This is a genomic window from Endozoicomonas sp. Mp262 (genome assembly GCF_025643335.1).
Lineage (GTDB): Bacteria > Pseudomonadota > Gammaproteobacteria > Pseudomonadales > Endozoicomonadaceae > Endonucleibacter.
Genome location: NZ_CP092489.1, coordinates 1258644 through 1283835, shown reverse-complemented (window position 1 = coordinate 1283835; position 25192 = coordinate 1258644). Strand labels below are relative to the sequence as shown.

The 25192-nt window shown below is 45.3% G+C and carries 19 protein-coding genes; 11 read left to right on the top strand and 8 right to left on the bottom strand.

The annotated features are described in order from the left end of the window. The first annotated feature begins 114 nt into the window (after positions 1 to 114). The 3 genes from MJ595_RS05640 to MJ595_RS05630 all read left to right on the top strand — a co-directional run bounded on the left by MJ595_RS05640 (position 115) and on the right by MJ595_RS05630 (position 5542). Positions 115 to 2280, top strand: coding sequence for a type I secretion system permease/ATPase (locus MJ595_RS05640; RefSeq protein WP_263081491.1), 2166 nt, complete (start codon positions 115 to 117; stop codon positions 2278 to 2280). Positions 2281 to 2289: 9 nt separating this feature from the next. Beyond that, on the top strand, positions 2290 to 3852 hold the full coding sequence (locus MJ595_RS05635; RefSeq protein ID WP_263081490.1) for an HlyD family type I secretion periplasmic adaptor subunit: 1563 nt from the start codon (positions 2290 to 2292) through the stop codon (positions 3850 to 3852). Positions 3853 to 3925: 73 nt separating this feature from the next. Further along, positions 3926 to 5542 (top strand): VCBS domain-containing protein, encoded by a 1617-nt coding sequence (locus MJ595_RS05630; protein ID WP_263081489.1) that lies wholly within the window; start codon positions 3926 to 3928, stop codon positions 5540 to 5542. A gap of 9 nt (positions 5543 to 5551) precedes the next feature. Here the strand turns inward: MJ595_RS05630 and MJ595_RS05625 are convergent, their stop codons facing one another. The 3 genes from MJ595_RS05625 to MJ595_RS05615 all read right to left on the bottom strand — a co-directional run bounded on the left by MJ595_RS05625 (position 5552) and on the right by MJ595_RS05615 (position 9504). After that, positions 5552 to 6742, bottom strand: a complete 1191-nt coding sequence (locus MJ595_RS05625; protein WP_263081488.1) for a pentapeptide repeat-containing protein — start codon at positions 6740 to 6742, stop codon at positions 5552 to 5554. Between the two features lie 104 nt (positions 6743 to 6846). Beyond that, the gene (locus MJ595_RS05620; RefSeq protein ID WP_263081487.1) at positions 6847 to 9072 is read right to left on the bottom strand and encodes a zinc/cadmium/mercury/lead-transporting ATPase; all 2226 of its coding nucleotides are present in this window, start codon (positions 9070 to 9072) and stop codon (positions 6847 to 6849) included. An 87-nt stretch (positions 9073 to 9159) separates the two neighbouring features. Continuing rightward, positions 9160 to 9504, bottom strand: coding sequence for a metalloregulator ArsR/SmtB family transcription factor (locus MJ595_RS05615; protein WP_263081486.1), 345 nt, complete (start codon positions 9502 to 9504; stop codon positions 9160 to 9162). 1141 nt (positions 9505 to 10645) lie between these two features. Between MJ595_RS05615 and MJ595_RS05610 the strand changes: the two genes are divergently transcribed. Further along, the gene (locus MJ595_RS05610) at positions 10646 to 12313 is read left to right on the top strand and encodes an NAD-dependent malic enzyme (RefSeq protein WP_263081485.1); all 1668 of its coding nucleotides are present in this window, start codon (positions 10646 to 10648) and stop codon (positions 12311 to 12313) included. 106 nt (positions 12314 to 12419) lie between these two features. Here MJ595_RS05610 and MJ595_RS05605 read toward each other — a convergent pair whose 3' ends face one another. Further along, complete coding sequence (locus tag MJ595_RS05605) at positions 12420 to 13343, bottom strand: hypothetical protein (protein ID WP_263081484.1); 924 nt, start codon at positions 13341 to 13343, stop codon at positions 12420 to 12422. A gap of 121 nt (positions 13344 to 13464) precedes the next feature. After that, a complete protein-coding gene (locus MJ595_RS05600; RefSeq protein WP_263081483.1) occupies positions 13465 to 14433 on the bottom strand; it encodes a phosphate ABC transporter substrate-binding protein PstS family protein in 969 nt (322 codons plus the stop codon). Between the two features lie 579 nt (positions 14434 to 15012). Here MJ595_RS05600 and MJ595_RS05595 point away from each other — a divergent pair. After that, positions 15013 to 15435 carry an acyl-CoA thioesterase gene (locus MJ595_RS05595; RefSeq protein ID WP_263081482.1) on the top strand — a complete coding sequence of 141 codons (423 nt, stop codon included), beginning with the start codon at positions 15013 to 15015 and terminating at the stop codon, positions 15433 to 15435. 428 nt (positions 15436 to 15863) lie between these two features. Then, entirely contained in the window at positions 15864 to 16478 is a 615-nt protein-coding gene (locus MJ595_RS05590) for a hypothetical protein (protein ID WP_263081481.1), read from the top strand. A 105-nt stretch (positions 16479 to 16583) separates the two neighbouring features. On the opposite strand, the gene MJ595_RS05585 is transcribed toward MJ595_RS05590, so the two are convergent. Then, positions 16584 to 17003 carry a response regulator gene (locus tag MJ595_RS05585; RefSeq protein WP_263081480.1) on the bottom strand — a complete coding sequence of 140 codons (420 nt, stop codon included), beginning with the start codon at positions 17001 to 17003 and terminating at the stop codon, positions 16584 to 16586. A 176-nt stretch (positions 17004 to 17179) separates the two neighbouring features. Next, complete coding sequence (locus MJ595_RS05580) at positions 17180 to 17848, bottom strand: fumarylacetoacetate hydrolase family protein (protein ID WP_263081479.1); 669 nt, start codon at positions 17846 to 17848, stop codon at positions 17180 to 17182. A gap of 178 nt (positions 17849 to 18026) precedes the next feature. Here MJ595_RS05580 and MJ595_RS05575 point away from each other — a divergent pair, with 178 nt between their 5' ends. From MJ595_RS05575 to MJ595_RS05555, 5 genes are all read left to right on the top strand, one after another. After that, positions 18027 to 18287: a DUF4404 family protein gene (locus MJ595_RS05575; RefSeq protein ID WP_263081478.1), complete on the top strand. Its 261-nt coding sequence runs from the start codon at positions 18027 to 18029 to the stop codon at positions 18285 to 18287. Positions 18288 to 18409: 122 nt separating this feature from the next. Then, positions 18410 to 19639, top strand: coding sequence for a phosphoglycerate dehydrogenase (gene serA / locus MJ595_RS05570; protein ID WP_263081477.1), 1230 nt, complete (start codon positions 18410 to 18412; stop codon positions 19637 to 19639). Positions 19640 to 20119: 480 nt separating this feature from the next. Continuing rightward, positions 20120 to 20920: a glucosamine-6-phosphate deaminase gene (gene nagB, locus MJ595_RS05565; protein WP_263081476.1), complete on the top strand. Its 801-nt coding sequence runs from the start codon at positions 20120 to 20122 to the stop codon at positions 20918 to 20920. 336 nt (positions 20921 to 21256) lie between these two features. Continuing rightward, positions 21257 to 23338 carry a prolyl oligopeptidase family serine peptidase gene (locus MJ595_RS05560; RefSeq protein ID WP_263081475.1) on the top strand — a complete coding sequence of 694 codons (2082 nt, stop codon included), beginning with the start codon at positions 21257 to 21259 and terminating at the stop codon, positions 23336 to 23338. A gap of 129 nt (positions 23339 to 23467) precedes the next feature. Further along, the gene (locus tag MJ595_RS05555; RefSeq protein WP_263081474.1) at positions 23468 to 23896 is read left to right on the top strand and encodes a hypothetical protein; all 429 of its coding nucleotides are present in this window, start codon (positions 23468 to 23470) and stop codon (positions 23894 to 23896) included. A gap of 66 nt (positions 23897 to 23962) precedes the next feature. Here MJ595_RS05555 and MJ595_RS05550 read toward each other — a convergent pair whose 3' ends face one another. Further along, positions 23963 to 25192 carry an MFS transporter gene (locus MJ595_RS05550; protein WP_263081473.1) on the bottom strand — a complete coding sequence of 410 codons (1230 nt, stop codon included), beginning with the start codon at positions 25190 to 25192 and terminating at the stop codon, positions 23963 to 23965.

The following is a 25192-nucleotide window of genomic DNA, read 5'->3' as shown; positions in this document are numbered from 1 at the left end:
TTAAAAATATAATTACCTTATAAGTGTTATATATTTTGTTCTATCGATTTAATGTGGCTTTTAAATTAAATCACTCCGTTTCCGCTGTACGGTATAGATAATCAGAAGGTTATCATGGACTCAACTATTAATGATGATACCTGGGATATTCCCGATCATAACCGTACAGAAAAAGACCCGCTATTAATTAGCCTGGCAGTTTTAACCCGCTATTATGGCAATCCCTATTCACCGGAATCACTGGTTTCCGGATTACCATTGGAAAAAGGTAAATTAACACCGGATCTTTTTATCAGAGCTGCGGAACGGGCTGGTTTATCAGCAAAGCTTAATCCCAGGGATCTGGAAAATATATCGTCTTTAATTGTTCCCGCTGTTCTTCTCCTGAAAAATAAAAAAGCCTGCATTTTAGTTGATATCAATCATGATAAAGGAACGGCAGGCATTATTATGCCTGACAGTGGTGATGGTGTTAAAGTAGTTTCCCTTCAACAACTGGCTAACCATTATACCGGTTATGCCATTTATATCAGGGAAAAACACCGTTACGACCAGCGCTCCCCCCAAAGCTTAAATGTTCGCTCCCGACATTGGTTTTGGGGAACCATTCTGGGATCGTGGAGAATTTACCGGGATGTTATTCTGGCCTCCCTGTTAATTAATATCTTTGTTATTGCCAGCCCGTTATTCACTATGAATGTTTATGACAGGGTTGTTCCCAACCAGGCATTTGATACCCTTTGGGTTTTGGCTCTCGGTGCTTTTATTGTTTTCTCTTTTGATTTTATTCTCAAAATAGTTCGAGGTTATTTTATTGATTTAGCGGGAAAGAAATCAGACATACTGCTTTCTGCACGAATAATGGAAAGGGTTATGGGGTTGAGTATGTCAGCACGGCCTCAATCCGTGGGTTCTTTTGCGAAAAATCTTCAGGAATTTGAAAGCATCCGGGAATTTATAACCTCTTCAACCGTCACAGCACTGGTTGACTTGCCATTTACCGTAATAATTCTCTTTGTCATCTTTATTCTGGGAGGCCCGGTGGCCATTATTCCCTTAGTGGGTATGATCCTGATCGGTATCTACAGTTATGCTATCCAGGCACCATTAAAAAGCTCCGTTGAAAAGACACTTCGCTCCAGCACCCAAAAGAGTGCCACTTTAATTGAAAGCCTTTCTGGTATGGAAGCCCTGAAAATAGCCCAGGCTGAAGGAGAAGTTCAACACAAGTGGGAAAAGGTGGTAGGCCATATTGCAACCTGGGGAATAAAAACCAAATTACTGAGTGCTTCAGCCTCCACATTCAGTGCCTACATCCAGCAGCTGGCCAATATCGGCATGGTGATTACCGGCGTTTATCTGATCACTGAAGGTGAACTGAGTATGGGAGGGCTGATCGCTTCAGTTATGCTCTCCGGCCGCTGCCTTGCACCTATGGCACAAGTAGCTGGTTTGGCCACTCGCTATAATCAGGCCACATCAGCCCTGGACGGGCTTAACCAGGTTATGGCAATGCCGTTGGAAAGGCCTGCCGACCGTGATTATGTCCATCGCCCGGAATTAAAAGGAAACCTGGAGTTTGATGCCGTTGACTTCAAATACCCCGAACAGGAAATCCATGCCTTAAGGGATATTTCCCTCAATATTAAAGCCGGAGAGAAAGTGGCCATTATCGGCCGTATCGGTTCCGGTAAAACCACTATGGAAAAACTGATCCTGGGCCTTTATGAACCAGAGGCTGGTGCCATCAGGGTAGACGGTGTAGACCTAAGACAAATCAACCCCACTGACCTGCGTCGTTGCATTGGCTGCGTATCCCAGGACATCACCCTGTTTTACGGCAGCATCAAAGAGAATATAACCCTGGGAGCCAGCTATGTTGATGATGCCCTGCTGCTGAAAGCCGCAGAAATGGCCGGTGTCACAGAGTTCGCCAATAAGCATCCCCAGGGTTTGGATATGAACGTGGGTGAACGGGGTCAAAACCTGTCGGGCGGTCAACGGCAAAGTATTGCCATGGCCCGGGCGTTATTGATGGATCCACCCATCCTGGTACTGGATGAACCTTCCAGCTCCATGGATAACACCACAGAATTACGGATGAAACAGCAACTCAGTGAACGCAGTAAAGATAAAACGCTTATTTTGGTCACCCATAAAGCATCAATGCTTGAATTGGTTGAGCGACTCATTGTCATGGATAACGGACGAGTGGTAGCCGATGGCCCCAAGGATCAGGTTCACGCTGCGCTCAAGCAGGGCAAGCTTAAGATTGACTAGGACTGGAAAATGAACAATTTCAAGGATGACCAGCCACAGGAAGAAAACAGTCAGCCAGTTCTGGATGAAAACATTCCGGCTTCAACTCCAGAGCAGGAGGAATCAGAACAGGAGCAGCCAGGCTGGCAAGCCAGATTTTATTCCTTCTTTTTTTATTTGCCCCGGCAAGCTGGAGCTTTTTACCAATGGCTTCGCGAATTACCCACAGAAATTCGCAAGTTACGGCAAGAACTCACGGGACTCGATGACATACAGGAAAATGCCAAGGCCGAAGACCTGGAATTTATGTCTGATACCAGTGCCGCTGTTCTTATAAAAACCCCTAAAGGCGGCCGTCTGCTGATTTATACCATGTTAATGGCCCTGGGTTGCTCTATTGTCTGGGCCAGCTTTGCACCACTGGATGAAATAACCCGGGGAACGGGCAGTGTTGTGCCATCATCCCATTTACAGGTTATCCAGAACCTTGAAGGTGGAATACTTAAGGAGCTCTATGTAAAAGAAGGACAACAGGTAAAGTCTGGCCAGCCGCTGTTGCAACTGGATGATACCCGTTTTCAATCGTCCTATCGGGAAAGTGCTGTGGAGTATTACGGTGAGCTGGCAAAAGCAGCAAGGCTAAGGGCTGAACTATCAGGTGAAAAGCTCACCTTCTCTAAAGAGCTGAAAGATTACCCACAATATACCAGCCGGGAAAAAGACGTTTATGAGCAACGCTCCGCAACCCTTAACGCTGAACTGGATATCGTCAACAAACAGGTTGACCAGGCTCAAAATGAGCTACTGTCAGCAAAGGCAAAGGTTGAGTTCCTGACCACCAGCTATGAGCTGGGCGCTAAAGAGCTGGAGCTGACGGCTCCACTGGCTGACCAGGGCGTAGTGTCTGAAGTTGAATTGCTGCAGTTAAAACAGAAGGTTAACGACCTTCAATCAGAAAAGCGCATCACCGAATTATCCCTGCCAAAACTTCAGTCAGCCTATGAAGAAGCCGCAGCCCGAAAAGAGGAAACAAGACAGAAGTTTCGGGAAGAAGTGGTTCACGAGTTAAAGGAAACCGAGATTAACCTGGGTCAATTAACCGAGTCCCATGCCGGTATGAAAGACCAGGTAAACCGGACACTGGTCAGAGCCCCTTTGGATGGTATTGTGAAAACCATTAATATCACCACCATTGGCGGTGTGGTACAGCCTGGAATGGATATGATGGAAATTGTACCTATTGAGGACTCCCTGCTGGTAGAGGCTCAAATAAACCCCAAAGATATTGGTTTCCTGAGAAAGGGCATGAAGTCGGTGGTGAAACTGACTGCCTATGACTTTGCCATCTACGGCGGCCTTGAAGGAACCCTGGAACATATCAGTGCTGATACCATAGAGGATGAGAAGGGTGAGAGTTTCTATGTGGTAAGAATCCGCACCAAGAAAAACCACCTCGGCAGCAGTGAAAAGCCTCTGGAAATTATTCCTGGCATGCATACCAATGTTGACATCATCACCGGCCAGAAAACACTGATGCAGTACCTGCTGAAGCCTATTCTAAGAGCCAAACAAAATGCCCTGACGGAGCGTTAAGACTCCAAAACAATACACCAGGCAACACAGCATCCCTGGCAAAGCCTGTCCTTCACCCAATAAACACGTTAACATGAATGACGGGAGCAATGGCAAAAGGGCTGCCATGAATCTTGATAACAATCATCTTACAACGGTTCAGGCCACTGTTGAGAAAACCTCCAGTGGCAAGCACGTTATCAACCTGCTAAGGCCTTTCCTGTCTGGCCCTGTCATGGCCCGAAGCCAAGTTTCGCATGTAAAGTTATTATCAGGTAGTGAAGGAGGCATCAGTCTTTCAATTGATGGTAACCAGTTAGCCATTGATCTTGAATACTATGGCTATTTATCTCCGGGTGATTCTGAAGAACTTTATTACGAGTACCGGATTAACCAACCCGATAGACCTTATTCAAAACACACGGCCATGATGACCATTATGGCTACAGAAGAGCATGCTCCTCCCATCCTTCATGAAGCCATACTGACAACTGACCAGCCTTTTGATCACTCCGCCTGTGAAGAATCACTAGGCCAACAGGCTCTGGCTGAGATAACAGAAGATGAACAAATAGACGCTGTAGATCTTGAGTCTGAATCAACCTCCAGTAAAGCGCCATCAGAATCACAACCACAGAGAGAAGAAAATACAACAAAATTTAGTTTTAGTAACACCAACCCTGCTGATCATGAACCATCCCGACAAGACAGATCAAAAGACATTGATCAGGCCATCGCTGAAGCCGACCAGTTATTGGAAGCCACATTAGGTATTCAGCAGGAAGAGGACACTCCAGCCTTTGCAGAAGACGACAGTTCTCCTGAGCAGGCGCTGGAAAGACTGATCAACCAGATACCTGATGAGCAGGCACTGTTCCAGAAGAACGAGCCTGAGCCTAAAGCTGAAACCGAGCTTGGGCACATCATTGACGAGTTGGCTACTATTACGGATGAAAGTCCTGATGCCTCACCCAACTCAGCCACAACCGGAAAAAAAACAACCTATATTGCCCCACACCAAAAGTATGAGGCTTTTTTAACAAGCCTGGACACTTATATTTTCAATCTAGAAGATTTTAACAAACAGGCGGATAAACCTGTCGATAAGCTGAAAAATATTAAATTGAATACCTTACCTTCGGTGGGCAGAATTCTTTATAACCGCATTTGTGCTCAAGCAGGCCAGGAAATCTCACGGATTGACCTGTTAACCGGACGACTTATCTTCAAGCCCGATGAGCACTTTGCTGACCGGGGTAATGCACAATTCTTTTTTTCTCCCTGTTACTCCGCCGAATATAGCCCCCGGCAACTCTTTAAACTCTGCTATCTCGAAGCAGGAGAAGCTCCCACATACCATGAAGAAGAGATCAGCCGGAATGTTTCCATGGAGATTGATATCACGGCTGATAACGGGGCATCAGTTTTAGCCAGTGGCAATATGATCGTCAAAGGAGAAGATTCGGCTCATCTTGTAATGATTGCCGGAACAGTCACAGGAACTTATGGCACCTTTATCGTGAATAGTAACGGCTACTGGACCTACTCACTGGATAAAAATCAGCCCGCCATCTTTGATCTCAGGGAAAATAACTGTTTATCAGAACATCTTGTCATCACAACGGAAGAGGGCAGTAAACATGGTGTCTTGCTTACTATTATTTGCAGAAATCAGCAGGTGGATATTTTGGTCAGCCAAAGTGATCCTTGAGTTTACTTTTCAACTGGCTCCATAACAGGACTCAATGATGGTATTGCCATCCATCCCCGTATGGTTCATTTCCCAAGCCTCAAAGTCACTGTCAATAATCCTCGCACCAATAAATGAACTCTTATTAAAGTGGGCATTACACAGTTCAGAGCCCTCAATAAGCAAGTGTTCCAGCGTACACTGATTGAAAGTAGGAGCTTCCTCCAGGCTATAACAATCTCTTATGGAGCCTTCGTCAAACACAACATCATCAAACAGCGCTCCTTCCAAAAGGGCTGAAGCCATATTGACCCTTTCCATCCGGCTATGGGAAATATGGGTGCTGACCAGCTGGGTGTCCTCAAACTCACAATCCATCATGGTTATATTACTCATCTCACACCCGGAAAAAACAGGACCCTCCTGAATACTGTCACAGGCACGAAAACAGCATTCATCCAGAATGGCGCTATCAAAGTGGGTATTGGTGAGCGTGCAATCACGGAATAACATATTGCGAATTTCGGCACCCACCATATCGGCGCTATCAAAGAAACCATGGATAACCTGGCTATTAAACAGTTTAATCCCCTTGCATGAGCTGTTATGAAAACTCTGGGCTCCCATTGAACAGTGATCGATCACGGCCTGTTCCAGCTTGCTGTTATCAAGGTTTACGGCAAAAAGATTACAATCCACAATTCTGGCATTGGAGAGGTCACATCCCCGCAGGTCTGCACCATTGAGATTACAGTGATCAAAGATGGCACCAGTGAGGTCAGCCCGCCGAAGGTCAGCACCTGTCAGGTCGCAGCTTTTAAATACAGCGCTCCTTAACTGACACTCCCTCATTTTTGTGTTTTTCAGAATGTTATCTACAAACCTGACACGTTCCAGATCTCTACCTGAGAGAACCAACCCTCTAAAACTGGTTTCTTCAGGCACCTGATAACCGGGATGCAAACTGTCCAGTAACTTTTTAATGGCTTTCGTTCGTTCTTTTTCCTGAGCAAGGGCAGGGTCAACATTCTCTGTTGCCAATACCTGATAATCATCAACCTCTTTTACTTTAATTCCTTCATCTTTCCGGGAAAGCCCCGCGGTTTTAAACCCATCAACATTCAATACAGGAGTCCGGCCAAAAGTACCGGACTTGCTAGTCTCAACCTTTTTAGCGCCACGTTTCGGCTTATTTTTCCTGGAATTATCACCTTTAGCCACGCGGCTCTCCTTGATGAATCTATGGACTTAATAAACAAGGAGTCGACCAAAAAGGTAGAAGTTTTAGTATAAAGGGAAGCACTACGCTCTTTGAAAAATAGCCGCTATGACTTATGACGCAACAGTCTTAACGCGTTTGCAGTAACTAATGCAGTAGCTCCGGTGTCTGCCAATATAGCCATCCACAAACCCGTAATACCGAGAATACTGGTCACCAGGAAAATGGCTTTCAACCCGATAGCCAAGGTGACATTCTGGCGAATATTGGCCAGGGTTGCCCTGGACAGTTTGATTAAATCAGCCAACTCCACAATCCGGTTATGGGTCAGGGCACAGTCAGCGGTTTCCAGGGCAACATCCGTCCCTTCCCCCATGGCAATACCAATGTCGGCTCTTTTCAGTGCAGGGGCATCATTAATGCCATCACCGACCATAGCCACTGCGCCTTGCCGGGAAAGATCAACCACAGCAGTGGACTTATCCTCAGGCATCAGTCCGGCCCGATAATCCATATCCAGTTCCCGGGCAATGGCGGCGGCAGCCACAGGACTGTCGCCTGTTAGCATCACACTGCTAATGCCAATGCCTTTCAACGCTTGAATGGCCTTCGCAGCATCATCCCTCAGGCTATCCCGCAATGCGATAAATCCCAACAGGGAGCCATTGACGGTGACAACCGCCATGGTATTACCTTCCTGCTCCAGGTTAACCAAAGCCGCTTGTGCTCCCGGCTGTGCCTTAATGCTATCTTCCAGGTGACGGGGAGACCCTATCTGTATACATTGCTCATCAACCCGGCCTTGAACCCCAAGTCCTGCCAGGACTTCAATGTTATCCGCTTCAGGAATCGGGATACCCCGTCCAGAAGCTTCCTCACAAATGGCCTTGGCCAATGGGTGAGTTGATCCTGTTTCTACTGCCGCAGCCAAAGCCAACAGACCACTGGCATCATAGCGTTCATTGAATACTTTTGTATGCCTGACCTGTGGCTTACCTTGAGTCAACGTACCCGTCTTATCAAAAGCAATGGTTTTTACTTTTCCCAGCTGCTCCAGGGCAGCACCACCTTTCACCAGGGCTCCGGTACGCGATGCAGTCGCCAGGGCAGAGGTAACGGCAGCCGGAGTGGAAATAACCAACGCACAGGGGCAACCTATCAGTAACAAGGCTAACGACTTATAGATCCACTCATTCCAGGATAATCCCATAAGCAGGGGAGGAAGCACCGCGATTAAGATTGCCAGACCTATCATAGCCGGGGTATACCAGCGGCTGAAACGATCAATAAACCGTTCAATAGGTGCCTTGCTGGCCTCTGCCTCTTCAATCAGTCGAATGATCCTGTCAACCGCACTGTCTCCAGGCTCTGAAAGGACTTTAAGCTGAACCACTTTATCAACCACCAGAGAACCTGCCAGAACCTTGCCGCCTGTTTCGTGTTCCACGGGAACCGACTCTCCGGTCAGGGCACTTTGGTCAAAGCTTGCAGAGGGTGTTACCAGCCCCCCATCTACAGGTAACCTTTCTCCTGGTCTCACTTCAATAAGGTCAGAGGGGATCAGTGTTGCTGCGAGAACTTCCAGCCGACTACCATCCTGGTTGATCTTGATGGCCTTATCAGGTGTCAATGCCATAAGTTTTTGGACACCCTGCCGGGCCTTTCCTGCGGCAAAAGCCTCAAGATGCTCACCCAGCATAAACAGCAATAACACCATCGCCGCCTCAGCGGTCTCTCCCAGGAAGAGCGCACCCATTGCCGCTATGGCCATCAGGGTTTCAATAGAGAACGGGGAACCATTGCGGGCGAGCCGCCAGGCTTTCTGAACAACAGGGGCCAATCCCCACAGGGTTGCTCCGGAGAAAAGCAGGCGATCAAAGTCTGGCCAGAATTTTGAGGCAATAGCCGCCGCAGTCACCAGCAGAGCAAAGATAATAATCGAGCGATAGCATTGCCAGAAACTATCGGGTGATGACTCTTTTTGTCCAGATACAGAGGTTTCCAGCAATGTAAAACCGGCATCCTTAACCACCCGTTTTATATTTTTTTCAACGGCTGGGTCAGTCACCGCCTTTATTAGCAGGCGCTCCGTGGCAAAAGCCACTTTAGCCTCAAGAGTTCCCTTGACGTTGCTGACCGCTTTTTCAATTTTTCCAGCACAGCCGGGGCAATCCATTCCCCTCACTGTCCATTGCAGCATAACCGTTTCAGGTTCTGTACTGTCTGAAGCTGTAGTGGCATTTACACCCGTCTCCAGAGGCAGTTCATCGGCAGGCCGGGTAGGGGAGCTATCATAATGACAGGTTGATTTTTTTGATGAACAACAACTCATGGCCACACCTATAAAATAAAACTTATATAAATATAGTTTTATATTTATTCAGGGTCAACCTGATGGTTTGTATACCACCACTACCGGCTACTCTGATGGCCTATCCTCAGGCTCTAAAACGTGGCTGGCAAGATCAAGGACAACATGCCTGATATGATGATCATCCAGCTCATAAAGAACTTGCTTGCCATGCCGGTTGGATTTAAGTATCCGCGCCTCTCTCAATTGCCGCAGGTGATGGCTGGTCAGGGGCTGTGACATACCCGCCAGTTCGGCAAGATGTGTGACAGGCTGGGGAGTATCAATACATGCCAGTACCAGCTGCAAGCGCCCTTCATCACCCAGAAGCCTGAAAATAGAGGCGAGCCTGTGATGCTGTTCATCCGTCAGGTCTGGCAAATGATTACAGCAGGGGGTTTGTATATCCGTCATAGTTCCTTTCTGGGGTTAAGTTATCTATTTAAAGTTGGGAGCCTGGCTTGCTCGGCGTTTCATCATAGCCTGAATCAAGACTGACATTATTTGCCCGGGCGCAACGATCCGGGTAAACACCTTACAAACCATGGAACAGCATATGGGAGCATTTGCCTGGCTTTCCAGCCGGCCTTAAAGCCGTCATCAAACCACACAGCACAAGGCTGGAAGAACACATCTCAGCACCATAGCCGTCACCGTATTTTCTGGTAGTCCTTATACCAGAAAAGGGAATTTCATACTTTTGGCCATTAATTTTACTTTGACCAATGCTTCAGCTTCAGAAGCACCTGAATAATCAAGATGCCAGTTTTTTTATAGACCATTTATACAAAAAACACACAAATTATAGCCAAGATATTTCTATGGGTGGTTGGTGGAGAATGACAGGAAGTTGATGACAAGATGAAGAGATCAGGCAAAAATACATTTTCTCTGAAAAATAAGAAAACAAGCAGATGGGTTTGCAGGCTGTGCAGTTAATTGCTTTATTATCTTCCCTGATGTCGAAGAATTACGCCACTCCAGTGGTCTTATTATTATTAATCTTCGCCTGTCCCTGTTGGTAGCGACCCTGCAAAAAGTCACCCTGAAAACCCATCTATTTGCCGTCGACCACGTTAGAATTATTGTTATAGGCCGAACCTTTTAGCTTTTTATTATTGTTATATGGTTATTTTTTTTATTTTTGGCTTTAATAGTACAAAGGGCGTGCCAACTTATTGACATATCCCTACAGGCAGCAGTATACGTACTTTCCGAAGAATACCTGTTTGTTTACCCAACAGTACGACAATTGTTTTTTGTTACCTGAACAGGCTGTTTGTGTAGAAAACCCCACATTAAGTAACACTCTTGCTTCTCTATTCAGGGGCATTTCGGTTTCCCCGTCTGTATACTCAATGTGTCAAGGCTTATCCTTTAAAATCAAGTACAGACACATATTCACACCTCTACCTGGTGTTTTGTCTACCACTTTCCAGCTTCATAGTTGTTGTCAGGCGTCAAAGGGGCCGGCTTAAAAGTCTCTATAAGCCTGAGTACACTGGATTCCCGGGAAAGCCCAGGTAATGGATGTGGATATTCCCAGGAAAAAATAATGCGCGATTACGATAACAGTATTCATACAGGCCTGACCGGACGCTTGTTGCTGGAAAATGCTTTGCTAAACAAAGGTACAGCATTCTCCATGGAAGAAAGAACAGAACTGGATCTACACGGCCTGCTACCCCCCAAAGTAGAGTCCCTTGAAGAGCAATGTCGACGCGCTTATAAATCTTTTTCTGTTAAACCAACCCCCATACTGAAGCATATCTACCTTCGCTCTCTTCAGGATACCAACGAAACGCTGTTTTTTGCTCTGGTGCAACGGCATCTTCAGGAAATGCTTCCGGTTATCTACACCCCAATCGTTGGCCAGGCCTGCCAACGTTACAGTGATTTATACCGTCGTCCAAGAGGCCTTTATATTTCCTATCCTGAGCGCGACCGGATTGGCTGCATGTTGGCAAACTTCAAGCGCAATATTGAAGTTATTGTGGTCACCGATGGTGAACGCATCCTCGGTCTCGGGGATCAAGGCGTCGGAGGTATGGGCATTTGTATTGGTAAACTCTCCCTGTACAGCGCGGTAGGTGGCATCTCTCCAAACCAGACGCTACCTATCATGTTGGACTGTGGTACAAACAATCAAAAACTACTGGATGATCCTAATTACCTGGGCTGGCGCCATCAGCGAATTACCGATGATCAGTACTATGAGTTTGTGGATCTCTTTATCCAGGCACTGAAACGCCGCTGGCCAGAAGCTTTGCTGCAATTTGAAGACTTCGCTATAACTCACGCCACACCGCTACTGGAAAAATACCGTGAGCAACTTTGCTGCTTTAACGATGATATTCAGGGCACAGCCGGGGTAACAGCGGCATCCCTGTTAGCGGCAGGTAAAGTTGCCGGTAAATCCATAGAGGATATGAAAATCGCATTCCTGGGAGCCGGATCGGCAGGCTGTGGCATTGCAGAGCAGCTGGTTCGTCTTATGACCGCTAAAGGGCTGTCTGAAGAAGAAGCCCGGGCCAAAATTTTTATGGTTGACCGATATGGCCTACTCCACGACCGCATGGAAGGACTCCGCCCATTCCAGCAAAAACTGACCCATAATTATGGTTTGGTAGAAAGTTGGTCCGCCGGTGAAACCATCTCCCTGGAAGATGTGGTGACCCATGGCAAGCCGGATGCCATTATCGGCGTTAGTGGTCAGCCGGGGCTGTTTACCCAGTCCATTATTGAAAAGATGGCTGAAAATCATGAGCGGCCTATTATCTTCCCTCTATCCAATCCCATAAGCCAGGTTGAAGCGCTACCAGAGGATATCGTTCGCTGGACCAACGGCAGAGTCCTGATTGCCACTGGCAGCCCCTTTGAACCTGTACTGCTTAACGACTGTTCTTACCCCATCGCCCAGTGTAACAATATTTATATTTTCCCCGGGCTGGGTTTGGGCGTGCTGGCATCCGGTGCTGAAAACGTCTCTGACGGTATGCTGGATGCTGCCGTAGAAACCCTGGCGCTGTCATCCCCTGCACTGACAAATGCAGACGCTCCCCTTCTTCCTCTGATGGAACATATTCAGCAAGTTACCTGTGATATCGCCCAGGCCCAGAAAGAGGGGCTGGCAGAACAGTGTGACATTTCCGAGATGGAGCAAAAGATTCGCTCAAGACGATGGGCACCGGTTTATCGACGGATGCATATGTCTTTTTGTTAAAATATACCTGTCGTAAATAAAGGTCTGGTTTAATTAAACCAGACCTTTATTTAATCACCATCACATCTATGATTACTTTTTGAGCAAATTATCTGCCTATAATTTATTATATTTTTTTCTTCGAGATCCTCCATGCTTTATTTTTTCCACGAGCAGTATCACTAAAATCATGCTCATCACCAAATGCGCCTTTTCCACGATGATCAAAGGCTCCTTTTGTTATTCCTTTATTTTTATGTTGGCGAATAAATTCTTTGAAAAATTTATCTTCTGTTCCACTGCCTAATAACCCTCCAAGATTAGTTACACTTCCACTGAAGGGATCCATAATTCCTGCTTTTAAGTCAACTTTTTCATAATTTGGTCCTCTTTTAACCCAAGCACTTTGCACCTTAAGAAAAATATATCCCTCAATAACACGGCGATCCCCTAAGTCCATACTGGTATCTTCTTCCGGTTCGTCTTTTTCCACCTGCTGATCATATTTTACAGAGGCCACTAATTTATAGTCTATTTCTTCATCTTCCCATTCATCATGAGATTGAGTTCTAACCACCTGCCTAACCTCTAAATCTCGATCCTGACCATCTCTTTTAATTTTTAATTCATAATTTGGCCTTCCTTTAGCTTGCATTTCACCCCAAACTTTTTGGTAGTTCCTTTTTAAATAAACCTCATCACTTACTTTTAAAAAAATCAATTCATTTATATCATCAACATCCTCTTCACTAATCTTACTCTTCAAATTTTTCAATTCATCACGATCTCTAAGCTGAAATGAGAAACCTTCTTCAAAAGCAACTGATTGAGACTTACCTCGTTTATCATACCATTTCCCAGCACAGTGTTTATCCGAGTTCACTGTTCCAAAGAAAATATCTCCATCATCCGTATCAACAACATAGCAGAGTTGTCCTTCCTCCATTTTTTCCTGATCTCGTGCATTATCTGAACGCAGCCAGTAATCACCAAATGATGGGATCGAGAAAAAAATAATCGAAATAAAGAAAATCCTATAAGTGAGTTTCATAACATCTACCTAATGCATCATACTAAAAAAATTAAGGTACTAATGCAGTTTAGTAGAATTATGGGTACAAACAAAAAAGCCTGCATTCTTACAGGCTTTATATTATTTTTAGCCGCTTCTGTTATTTCAAACCAAGGGCAACCCATTGTTTTTCAACCACCGCTAAGGGCAGAGGAATATAACCATCTTTCACCACCACCTCTTGTCCCTGCTTCGACAGCACCAGTTTTAAAAACTCACGCTCCAGAGGTTGTAACGATTTATTAGGCGCTTTATTGACATAAACATAGAGAAAGCGGGCAAGAGGATAATGCCCCTTCACAGCATTCTCCGGTGTTGCCTCAATAAAATCCTGACGGGAATTTTTTGCAATGGGTACCGTGCGAACACTGGAGGTTTTATAACCAATACCTGAGTAACCGATACCATTCACTGAGGCACTGACAGATTGAACAACCGAAGCAGAACCTGGCTGCTCATTAACATTGCTTCTGAAGTCTCCTTTGCAAAGGGCTTTCTTTTTAAAATAACCATAAGTACCGGAGACCGAATTACGCCCATACAACTGAATGGAGCGGTTTAACCAGGAGCCTGATAACCCGGCATCCCCCCAGGTTCTGATTTCAGCTTTTTCCCCACATTTGAGGGTTGAGGAAAAGATGGCGTCCACTTCTGACAGGGTCAATCCTTTAATGGGGTTATCCTTATTTACAAACAAGGCAAGTGCATCAATAGCAACGGGCACTGCCGTCGGTTTATATCCATATTTTTTTTCGAAAGCTTCCAGTTCGCGGTCTTTCATCTTACGGCTCATGGGTCCCACATTAGCCGTTCCCTCTGAAAGGGCCGTAGGAGCTGTGGATGACCCTGCGGCCTGAATCTGGACATTTACATTGGGATATTGTCGCTTAAAGTCTTCTGCCCAGAGTGTCATAAGATTAGCCAAAGTATCTGAGCCAACACTGGATAAATTTCCGGAAACCCCACTGGATTTGTCATAGGCTGGTAACCGGGAATCAACCTGACTGGCTTTGGCTACCTGAGCATTCATTGCTATAGCAAGGGTACAAATCAGTGCTTTCAGCTTCATCCTTCCATTCTCCTGGATAGTGGTTCCGTCACTGGAAAGGGGGCATTACCTCAATATCGAATGAAACTATAAAGAGCCTTTATGACAATAGTGTGAATTAATGCATACTAATGCTTCCAATCAATAAGTACCCAGCCTGATGAAATCCTATATTTCTGGCTGATTGATTAGGTGTGATGCAAGGCGCAACGGCAGGCGCATAGTTGGCCTATGTAACCAGAGTTGCAACGAAGCAGCGCATCTGAGCAAGTAGTCAGAAATATAGGGTTTCATCAGGCTGGGTACTTACCAGGCCTATGGGGAAGGTATTTATTCCCAGGCAGTATGGGAACGAGTTCAAATGGTTTGGCTTGATATCACTGTTTATAAATGACTGAAAGCATGTGGGACACTGGGGATATCTGTAACAAAAACCATCCTCTACTCATTGGCTATACCCAATCTTTATTACCCCGAAAATCAAAGAACCAGGCATCTCTTCTTTGGTTCTGTTGCCCCAAGATGAAACATAAGTCTTGGTATTAATATTGCTGAATCAATACGTTGAGTGTACTTGTTTCATAATAACAGGGAGTAACTATGAACATTAACGCTGTGGCTTATGATTCTCCTCCAGATATTATTCCTGGTCCACAAGGTGATTTAACCCTGAAAGTGCTGGCTGATAGCACCTCTGTGAATAGCTCTGGAGATGTATTCGGCGGCTGGGTTGCCTTACACCTTGACCAGGCCGGAGAATTAACCGCAAGGAAAATGGCGGGAGGTACAAGGGTCGTAGCAGTCAGCATAGGAGCCATGAGCTTTTTAAGACCCGTTAAAATGGGAGATTTAATTGAGTTTTATGGTCAGGTGATTGAAGTAGGCCGTACATCCATCAAAGTAGAAGTGGAGGCCTGGATTGAAGGACCACATGGAGCCTCAAAACTGACGGAGGCCAGCCTTGTCTTTGTTGCAATAGACGATAATGGCAGAACCCGGCAAATCAGGGACCTGATGTACTAAACCGGCACCCAGATAGAAAACCGGAGTTTGATGGATCCGTGAGGGACATGCTTTAGCTAGCCGTACTCCCCAGTACGGCATTCTTTCACCAGCCCCCTTACCACTGAATGGATGCAAGAGGTAGAGCCATGCTGGAGCAGTTACCAAAAGTCGTCATGCTCAGCATAATGTTCGGGGCAGCTTATAAAATATCTGAGCTAGGGAAGTTTAAATTAAACGTTCAAACTATAATCATACCAACAGCCTATCGAACTCAGCTGGTCGTAGCGAGAAAATACCATTCGCACTGGGTACTGAGCCTGACGAAGTATCGAAGTATGTTGGCTCAATTCAACTCTTCGTCAAACTCAGAATTCAGGATGAACGGAGGTTGTATAGATATTAACGCTTAGTAGCACTAGGCCATTAGACTCATCAGACTGTTGATTATGCGCTTTATTCTTTTGTATACCCTAATTACTACTACGAGCTTTTGCTATGCAGGTAAAGACGAAGTTCAATGTTTATTAAAAAAACTTGGCCACCAGGATATTTGTTTATTAGCTGAAGCAAAAAAAAAACTTCTTGAAATAAAAAGAGTTGCCATTGATGAAAGTAAGCATAAAAATGGCATTAAAAAGTTAGATACCCCTTCAGCAGTGTTTAATTCATTTTTTGCAGATATGCCTGTAGTCTCATGGCAGGAAGCTGCATCTATACTATATCTTGCAAAGGTAGCCCAGGATGATAGAGAGACTGAAAGCATTGCTCGTGTGGTAATTTTTTTTATGATAGGTATTATTACCATTAACATGGATAGATCCCACTTAAAGAGATTTAGTGGAAAATATAGAGATATTAACCATTACAGGAATTGTATTTCGGAAAAAAGGAATAAATTTTATAATTTCTGTAATTATCTATATGACCTGAAGCCCGATGTATATATGACTTGGCTGGCTAATCTTCACGAGTTCGAAAAACCATGCTTTAGTATTTTTGGCTTCTCCGAATATACACTGCCACAGAAAATACTAAGTAAATTTATGGCGTTAAGTATTTAATGTCTCCTCATGGGTATTACTTTATTCACCTCCCGCTACCAACCCCACCGGAAAGGTCAGAATTTACAGAAAGTATGGTAGACTAACCAGATGATAAAACCCTTTCTATCCGGCCTTTTCGCCCTTGATTATGGCGGTCCATTTAGCAAGCATTTCTCTCATTCGATCAACGGTTACAGGCTTTGATATAAAATCATTCATACCGGCAGCATAGCAGGCTTCCTGGTCTGACTTCATGGCATTGGCAGTAAAAGCGACTATGGGAATATCGGTTGTCTCATTTTTTACGGCACGGATTTCACGGGTAGCAGACATCCCGTCCAGCTCAGGCATCATCACATCCATCAGGATCAAATCGTAGGTTCCACTGGCTAACATGCCTATTGCCTCCCTACCGTTATTGGCAATAACGCAGGTACAGCCCAGCTTTTTAAGTAGCTTTTCTGCCACCAGCTGATTTACCGGATTATCTTCTGCTACCAGTATATGGAGCCCAAAACCACTTGAGGCGTTTGAGTCTGTCACTGGAGTCTCCACTCAATAACTATGGAATACTGCCTTTATTACCTGGGTTCTATTGGCTTAAGATGACATACTCCGCTGAATCGAAAACAGCAAAGCATGATCCTTTTGTCTACCGCTATTTACAAGCCTGCTTCTTTACAATATCTGACGTTTCTTGCAGTACTTTAGCCTGGATATTACTTATAATGACACCGGGTTTGAACTGAAAATATATCACTAATAGACAATACCAGTTGATCCCCCTCCACTAAAGGGCCAACACCTGCGGGAGTCCCTGTTAACACAATATCTCCGGGCAGAAGAGTAAAATGCCGACTCATATAGCTCAGCAGCCCGGGAATGGATGTCAGCATATTGGCCACCATACCCTGTTGCCTCAACCCTCCATTTATCTCAAGACTAAACTCAAGGGTTGAGAGATCATTGATATGCTCTTTCGCCACAAAGCCGGAAACCGGACAGCTACCATCAAATGCCTTCGCCACTTCCCAGGGAAGCCCTTTAGTTTTCTGCTTTGACTGAATGTCTCTTAAGGTCAGGTCAAGCGCCAAACCTACAGCCTTTATGCCATCTAACGCGTCACTCTCACTGGCATCCGTAAGCGTTGACTCCATTAGCAAGGCAATTTCCAGTTCATAGTGTATCTCCCCCCTGCGCTTCGGAAGGGATAAAATACGCTCTATATTGCTTAAAGCGGTACCAGGCTTAATAAAAAGCACAGGATCATCAGGCAGTGGGTTATTTAGCTCATTAATATGGGCCGCATAGTTCCTGCCAACACAAACAACCTTACCCTCAGGCAGGTCTATACGATCTCCACTAATCCAGCGATGCTTGTATTTCATACCCCATCCATCCAAGCGATGCATCTATTCTCATAGATGAGCGTTGACAAGAGAAATATCAATTCTAAGTATGGCCGTAATAAACTGCCAGAGCTATCATTCGCATTGAGGCTCTGTTGATATACACTGGGTCAACAGCACCTGAGGCTCCCAGCCTTTAGCTAAAGAGGAGAAAGCCATGCCGGAAGAACTCCACCTGCGAATACAGGATCTTCACGATATGTTGGAGGGACAGCCTGTTGATGAATGTACTGCCGGGACATTAAGGCAAATCACCGATGAAATTCAACTTGCCCTGGCTCAAGCGGAAGGTGACATCCCCCTGCAAGACTATAATGAACAACTGGAGCAAGAGGCCATAAAGTTTAGCGAAAAGCACCCGGCTCTATCCCAAGCCATTCGACAGGTGATAACCACACTCTCCAGTATTGGAATATAGATCGCCTGGTTAACCCTTTTATAAAAGCATAATCACTCAGCCACCAGACAGAGTGGTGGCTGTACAAGGGCATTTTCCAGCTAAAACAATAATCACTGAATGAGAAAACCCGAGTTAACAACATGCCTGCAACATCCATGGATAAAAGCAAAATTCCTTTTCTACTGCTGGAAGGTGTTCATCCGTCAGCAGTGGAAATTCTGGAGGCTTCTGGCTATACCAACATTGATTACGTTAGTCAGTCACTGTCTATTGAAGAACTGAAAGAGCGCATCGCCCATGTTCGTTTTGTTGGAATACGCTCCCGTACCCAGCTGACTGATGAAATTTTCGAGGCCGCAAAAAAATTAGTGGCTGTGGGTTGCTTCTGTATAGGAACCAACCAGGTATCCCTTGAAGCGGCAACCCGCCGGGGGATTCCTGTGTTCAATGCGCCTTATTCCAATACCCGCTCCGTAGCAGAACTGGTTCTGGCAGAAATCATCTTATTGCTTCGTGGAATTCCTGAAAAAAATGCCCTTGCCCATAAAGGAGGCTGGAAAAAAAGTGCAAAAGATGCCTATGAAAGCCGGGGTAAAAAGCTGGGCATAATAGGTTATGGCAATATTGGTAGCCAACTGGGAATACTGGCTGAATCCCTGGGCATGGAAGTTTATTTTTATGATGTGGTAAACCGGCTCCCCATTGGCAATGCCACCCAGGTTCATGCGCTACATACATTATTAGGTATGGTTGATGTCGTGAGCCTTCACGTCCCTGAAACAGACGCTACCCAATGGATGATTGGCACTGATGAATTCAATGCCATGAGAGAGGGGAGCGTCCTTATCAATGCTTCCCGGGGAACCATTGTTGATATTGATGCTTTGGTAACCACCCTGCAAAAGGGTAAGTTATTAGGGGCTGCCATTGACGTGTTTCCTGAGGAACCCTACTCCAACAATGATGAGTTTGTTAGTCCATTAAAGGGGTTCGATAATGTTATTCTAACTCCCCATGTCGGAGGGAGTACCCAGGAAGCCCAACAAAATATTGGCAGGGAGGTCGCAGAAAAACTGGTTCTATACAGTGATAACGGGACAACATTGTCTTCCGTGAACTTTCCTGAGGTGGCTTTGCCCGCCTACCCCGGAAAGCACCGGCTACTTCATATCCACCGGAATATCCCCGGCGTTTTAAGTGCTATCAACCAGTTTTTCTCAGAGAATAATATCAATATCAGTGGTCAATACCTGCAAACCAATGAACATGTCGGTTACGTCGTTATGGACGTGGATGCCGCCCATAGCAATATGGCCCTGGAAAAACTGAAGGGGATAGAAGGCACAATACGTTGCCGGGTGCTTTACTAAGGAATCTTTCCGGCAATAGCATCTATCCTCCCGTTCCCAGCGTCCCCGAGGGTGTTGCAAAACTTAATATAGAATATACAAAACAGGCTGATTTCTCTTTTTTTCACCACGGAGGCACAGAGACACGGAGCTTTTTAATTTTCAAACAATCAATCTCCGTGCCTTTGTGCCTCTGTGGTTAATCAAAATAACTTTTGCGACAGTCTCTCCCCGAGGGTGGCGCGAAAGTCTCAGCGCAATGCCCTGTTTTTTTGGAACCACGAAGAACACTAAGTACACCAAGGCTTTTCTTAAAATCCTTCGTGTCCTTCGTGGTTCGAAAAAGCCTACACCCTCTCCCCCGCTGGGAATGCATATAGGCGCCTCTAACCAGGCGCGGCTTGGTATGCCACTTCACTTAGTTTGACTTGTTTGGCCTGGACGATAAACTACAGCCATAAATGTAACCGGTTTCATGACCCAGCTTCTACAGGTAAACTTATGCGACTGATTCCTCTGGCTTGCAAGTCTGATGTGGGCAAATGGTCTGCTAAATACATTGCTGACAGAATCAAGGATTTTTCTCCAACAAAGGAAAAGCCCTTTGTACTTGGACTCCCCACAGGTAGCACCCCGCTTGCAACCTATAACGAGCTAATCCGGCTATACAAAAATGGTCAGGTGAGTTTTAAACATGTGATCACTTTTAATATGGATGAATATGTAGGCATACCTACTGACCATCCTGAATCTTACAGAAGCTTCATGTTCAATAACTTTTTTGAGCACATTGATATCCCCCACGACAATATTAACTTGCTGGATGGTAATGCCAGTGACCTTGATGCTGAATGCCACCGCTATGAAGAAAAAATGCGCAATGCTGGAGGGGTCGAGCTGTTTTTAGGGGGGGTCGGTCATGATGGTCATATTGCTTTTAATGAGCCTGGCTCTTCCCTGACCTCCAGAACCCGCATTAAAACACTCACCGATAAAACCCGTCAGGCCAATTCCCGTTTTTTTAATGGTGATATCAACCAGGTTCCCAAACACTCCTTGACCATTGGTGTTGGCACCTTGATGGATGCCAGGGAAGTCATGATCCTGGTTACCGGATCCGACAAGGCCCTTGCACTAAAAGCGGCAGTAGAAGGTTCAGTCAACCATTTATGGACGGTATCAGCGCTGCAAATGCATCAGAAAGCGATGATTATCTGTGATGAAGATGCAACGATGGAATTGAGGGTTAAAACCCTGAAATACTTTTCTGAACTGGAAGCAGAAAACATTAAAAGTCTTTAAAAAAGACAAATATTTCCCATAGTGATGCCGGGTGATAAACGCGGCATCGCTATGAATGCCACCCTTTAAGTACACACTCCCAGAGGGGCTATATTTCCAAGAAGCATGATACTCTTCGATTATTATTCTCTGTATACAGAGTATACATTCAAGGCTACATTCACCGCGCACTACCACAATTACTCATAATCGACTATTAAAGGTCTTACCAAATTATTAATCAAACCTCGGTTTTCAGTGACTATGGAATGTATTCGAAGTAATCTTGCCCATAAAAACCCTATTAGAGCCGGTTTACTCTTATTCTTGGTTTGTTTTTCCATACTGGGAGATGAAATGAAAGCACCTGTGGCATTAAAAAAACCTGTTGTTATCAGACAACATGGCAGTGAAAGAATAGACAACTACCAATGGCTACGGGACAAAAACTGGCAAAAATTCATTGCTGGTGACCTGGATTTTGATAACCCAGAGGTTCTTGCCTATATTAAGCAGGAAAACACCTACAAAGACCACATGATGGCTGATTATAAAGAGGTTGAGAAAACCCTTTATCATGAAATCCTGTCCCGAATAAAGGAGGATGATGAGTCCTGGCCTGTGAAAAAAGGGGATTACTTTTATTATTACCGGGAAGAAAAAGGAAAAGATTACGAAATCCTCTGCCGGAAACATCGATCTAAAGAAGCACCCGAAGAAATTTATTTTGATATCAATAAAGAAGCGGAAGGCAAAGATCTTTATATGTTTGGACCCTCTGCTACAAACCGGGCTCAAACCTATTTTGCCTATGGCTATAACTTGACAGGCTCCATGGATAGGGCTATCAAGGTCAGGGATCTGGCAACCGGTAAAGATCTTGACTGGGAGTTTGCCAATAGCACGGGTTCATTTCTTTGGGGTGATAATGAGCATTTATATATTATCGAACGGGATGAGTTTGCCAGGGGGAAAAACCTCTACAAAATTAATATCCATAAAGGTCCTGAACATAAACAGCTGATTTTTTCAAAGCCTGAAAAATACGACAGTATGTTTATGTCATTATCACAGACCAATGATAGAAACTATTTTCTTCTTTATCTTGAGACAGGCTCTACCCATGTTATATATGTCTCTGAAAAGGGTACAGACCAATTCCATGAGTTTGCCTTGGGTGAAAATGATGTCACCTTTAACATTGACCATTTTAAGGGCGAATTTTATATCCTTACAAATCTCGGTGAGGCAAATAATTATAAAGTGATGAAGTGCCCTGTAGAGCAGGACAAGTGGCCACAACAAAACTGGCAAGAATTTATTGGTCAAGAAGAGGCTATCTGTCTTAATGGCATAACATTCTACAATCGCTTTCTGGTAATAGAGCGAAAAAATAATCAAAAAGCTCTTGATGAGATAGCAGTGATGGATATGTCATCTGGCAATGTAAGCTATATCAATATGCCAGACCAAGCCTATGACCTGGTGTTTTCCGGAGACTGGGATCACAATGCTTCCACAGTGCGCCTGGATTACGACTCGCCTGTAAGCCCAAATAAAGTACTTGAGCTGGACTTGAAAACCGGCAAAACCCGGGAAGCCTATACCAAACAGATTCCAAACTATGATGCCTCTAACTATGTTGTTAAAAGGGAGTTTGCCAAAGCCCGTGATGGCGAGCTTGTTCCTGTTACCCTGATCCACAAAAAAGGCCTTCTTCTCAACGGAAAAAATAAGGCGTTTGTCTACGGTTATGGTTCCTATGGCTACGGCATGACGGCCCATTTCTCTTCAAGAATATTCAGTCTGATTGATCGAGGCTTTGTTTATGCCATTGCCCATATCCGGGGTGGTGATGATAAGGGCTACTCCTGGTATCTTGATGGCAAAATGCATAACAAGATGAATACCTTTTATGACTTTATTGATAGCTGTGAATACCTGATCAACCAGGGCTATACAGCAAAAGGACAAATCGCCATCAATGGTGGCAGTGCCGGTGGATTACTAATGGGGGCAGTCACCAACCTCAGGCCTGATTTATTTGGCTGTGTTGTCGCTGATGTCGCTTTTGTGGACGTTATCAATACCATCAACGATGACTCCCTGCCCTTAACACCTCCAGAGTGGGAAGAGTGGGGTAACCCCATTACCCGCAAGGAAGACTTTGAATACATTATGCAGTACTCACCCTATGACAATATAACAGCACAGAACTACCCCCCCATGCTCTTCAATTCCGGTATCTCGGATGAGCAGGTGACTTATTGGGAACCCACAAAAATGGTAGCCAAACTCAGGGCGCTTAAAACAGACAACAACCCCTTACTACTCAATCTAAAAATGCACTCCGGGCATGCCGGAGCCAGCAAGCGCTACGAGTGGATAGAGGAAGCGGCTTTTGATTACGCTTTTATTTTAAAATGTCTGGAAAAGTAGTGATTAAGACGGTTGTTGCACAAAAATAACCCGAAAAAATCCTGTGTCCAAAAAGTCAGCTCCCGCTGGATAGGCGACACAGGAACTCCTACACTGACCCTGCGGATAACAAAACTGACTGGTAGTTGTATGGGCAGTAATCAAATTGATGAGTTCGTAACCCGTGATGAGCTTACGGAGTTAAGGGGTGAAGTTGCTGAAGGCTTCGATAACGTCAACAAGCAGTTCAAGCAAGTGGATAAGCAGTTCAAGGCTGTAGACCAGCGATTTGAGGAGGTAGATAAGCGATTCGAGGAGGTGGATAAGCGATTCGAGGCTGTAGATCAGCGATTCGACGAGGTGGATAAGCGATTCGAGGCTGTAGACCAGCGGTTCGACGAGGTGGATAGACGGTTTGATCAAGTGAACAAACGCCTCAGCAATCACGATGAGCAGCTTTATCAAATACGTCGTGAACAAAACCATCACAGCCAGCTACTAACCGACTTGAAAGAAGGTCAGGACCGGCACGAGAATATGCTGAAACAGATTCTGGAGATTGTGAGTAATAAAGCGTGAGTTGCTTCCTGAAAGGGGTAAGGCACAGTGCTCTCTATGAGTAATAAAGTTTCTGCCTGTAGCTCGCTATTTCTGATGTCCATGCTCTGTAGTTTCATTTCTTGGGTCAATCTGTGCCACCACCGGGGTTGTTCTTGTGACAGCCACAAAAGCCTGGTCCTCGCCAGTGACAATGGCTGGGCGAAAGGGAATGCGTAAGAGGAAAAATAGAGTAAGCAGCCCCATAACAAGGACAAAATAAAGCATCAATCCCCCATTTAAGTAGTGCATAAAAAATCCTGCCACCACCGGCCCAATACATGAACCCAGGCTATAGCTGAGCAATAAGCCTTGTGTTCCTGCCACAATGTCTGTTGGCTTCATGTGGTCGCAACCATGGCTGATGGCTATCGGATAAAGCGCAAATGTGGTACCTCCAATTAAAAACAGCAGGCCTGTGGCCAGCCATCCAGCTCCATCAAGCAACATGTACATGAGACAACACAAGCTGCCAGCCGCACTAATGGCTACCAAAACCTTTCTACGGTCTACAAAATCGGAGAAATGCCCAACCGGATATTGCAGTAACATTCCTCCGGCCATGGTGACAGCCATGAGAACACCTACCGTCTCATTACTACCCGTCTGTGCGAGCAGTTGTACCGGCAATAGGGCATACAGGGCACCAAGCACCATCCCCCCCATCATGCAACCTAGCATGGCAGAAGGTGTCAGCTTGAATAGCTCGATAATATTAACCCCGGGAGCAGATTCAAGCACAGGACTCGGAACCCTTGCCAAGGAAGGAGGAACTATAGATAAAGAAAAGAGCAAACCAATCAGCACAAACGCCAATGGACTGCCTTCAGGAAAAAACCCGATAAATAACTGTCCTATAGCGTTTGCACCGTAAAGTGCAACCATGTATATAGCCAGTATTCTACCCCGATTGTGTTGTCCACTTTCACAGAGCAGCCATGATTCAACCACAACGAAAATCCCGGCTACCGCCAAACCATTCAGAAACCTGAGCACTACCCAAACGGGTATAGAATCTGTAATGGCCAACCCCAGAGTTGAACTGCATAGCAAGGCCATAAATGCAGCAAAAGATCGAATATGGCCAACTCTACTAACCGTTCGCTCAGAGCGAAAAGAGCCTGCAAACAGACCCAGGTAGTAAACACCTCCCAGATACCCTGCCAACAAACCATCACCTTCACGACTACTGACAAGCAATGGTACCATCGTCATTAGATAACCACTGCCCAGCGCAAAAATGAATAGCCCTAGTAAGGGAGGGGCAAAACGGAACAT

Excerpts from the sequence above, each read along its gene's own strand:
- MJ595_RS05640 (WP_263081491.1), top strand. The coding sequence starts at position 115 with ATGGACTCAACTATTAATGATGATACCTGGGATATTCCCGATCATAAC.
- MJ595_RS05635 (WP_263081490.1), top strand. The coding sequence starts at position 2,290 with ATGAACAATTTCAAGGATGACCAGCCACAGGAAGAAAACAGTCAGCCA.
- MJ595_RS05630 (WP_263081489.1), top strand. The coding sequence starts at position 3,926 with ATGAATGACGGGAGCAATGGCAAAAGGGCTGCCATGAATCTTGATAAC.
- MJ595_RS05620 (WP_263081487.1), bottom strand. The coding sequence starts at position 9,072 with ATGAGTTGTTGTTCATCAAAAAAATCAACCTGTCATTATGATAGCTCC.
- MJ595_RS05615 (WP_263081486.1), bottom strand. The coding sequence starts at position 9,504 with ATGACGGATATACAAACCCCCTGCTGTAATCATTTGCCAGACCTGACG.
- MJ595_RS05610 (WP_263081485.1), top strand. The coding sequence starts at position 10,646 with ATGCGCGATTACGATAACAGTATTCATACAGGCCTGACCGGACGCTTG.
- MJ595_RS05605 (WP_263081484.1), bottom strand. The coding sequence starts at position 13,343 with ATGAAACTCACTTATAGGATTTTCTTTATTTCGATTATTTTTTTCTCG.
- MJ595_RS05600 (WP_263081483.1), bottom strand. The coding sequence starts at position 14,433 with ATGAAGCTGAAAGCACTGATTTGTACCCTTGCTATAGCAATGAATGCT.
- MJ595_RS05595 (WP_263081482.1), top strand. The coding sequence starts at position 15,013 with ATGAACATTAACGCTGTGGCTTATGATTCTCCTCCAGATATTATTCCT.
- MJ595_RS05590 (WP_263081481.1), top strand. The coding sequence starts at position 15,864 with ATGCGCTTTATTCTTTTGTATACCCTAATTACTACTACGAGCTTTTGC.
- MJ595_RS05580 (WP_263081479.1), bottom strand. The coding sequence starts at position 17,848 with ATGAAATACAAGCATCGCTGGATTAGTGGAGATCGTATAGACCTGCCT.
- MJ595_RS05575 (WP_263081478.1), top strand. The coding sequence starts at position 18,027 with ATGCCGGAAGAACTCCACCTGCGAATACAGGATCTTCACGATATGTTG.
- serA (WP_263081477.1), top strand. The coding sequence starts at position 18,410 with ATGCCTGCAACATCCATGGATAAAAGCAAAATTCCTTTTCTACTGCTG.
- nagB (WP_263081476.1), top strand. The coding sequence starts at position 20,120 with ATGCGACTGATTCCTCTGGCTTGCAAGTCTGATGTGGGCAAATGGTCT.
- MJ595_RS05560 (WP_263081475.1), top strand. The coding sequence starts at position 21,257 with ATGAAAGCACCTGTGGCATTAAAAAAACCTGTTGTTATCAGACAACAT.
- MJ595_RS05555 (WP_263081474.1), top strand. The coding sequence starts at position 23,468 with ATGGGCAGTAATCAAATTGATGAGTTCGTAACCCGTGATGAGCTTACG.
- MJ595_RS05550 (WP_263081473.1), bottom strand. The coding sequence starts at position 25,192 with ATGTTCCGTTTTGCCCCTCCCTTACTAGGGCTATTCATTTTTGCGCTG.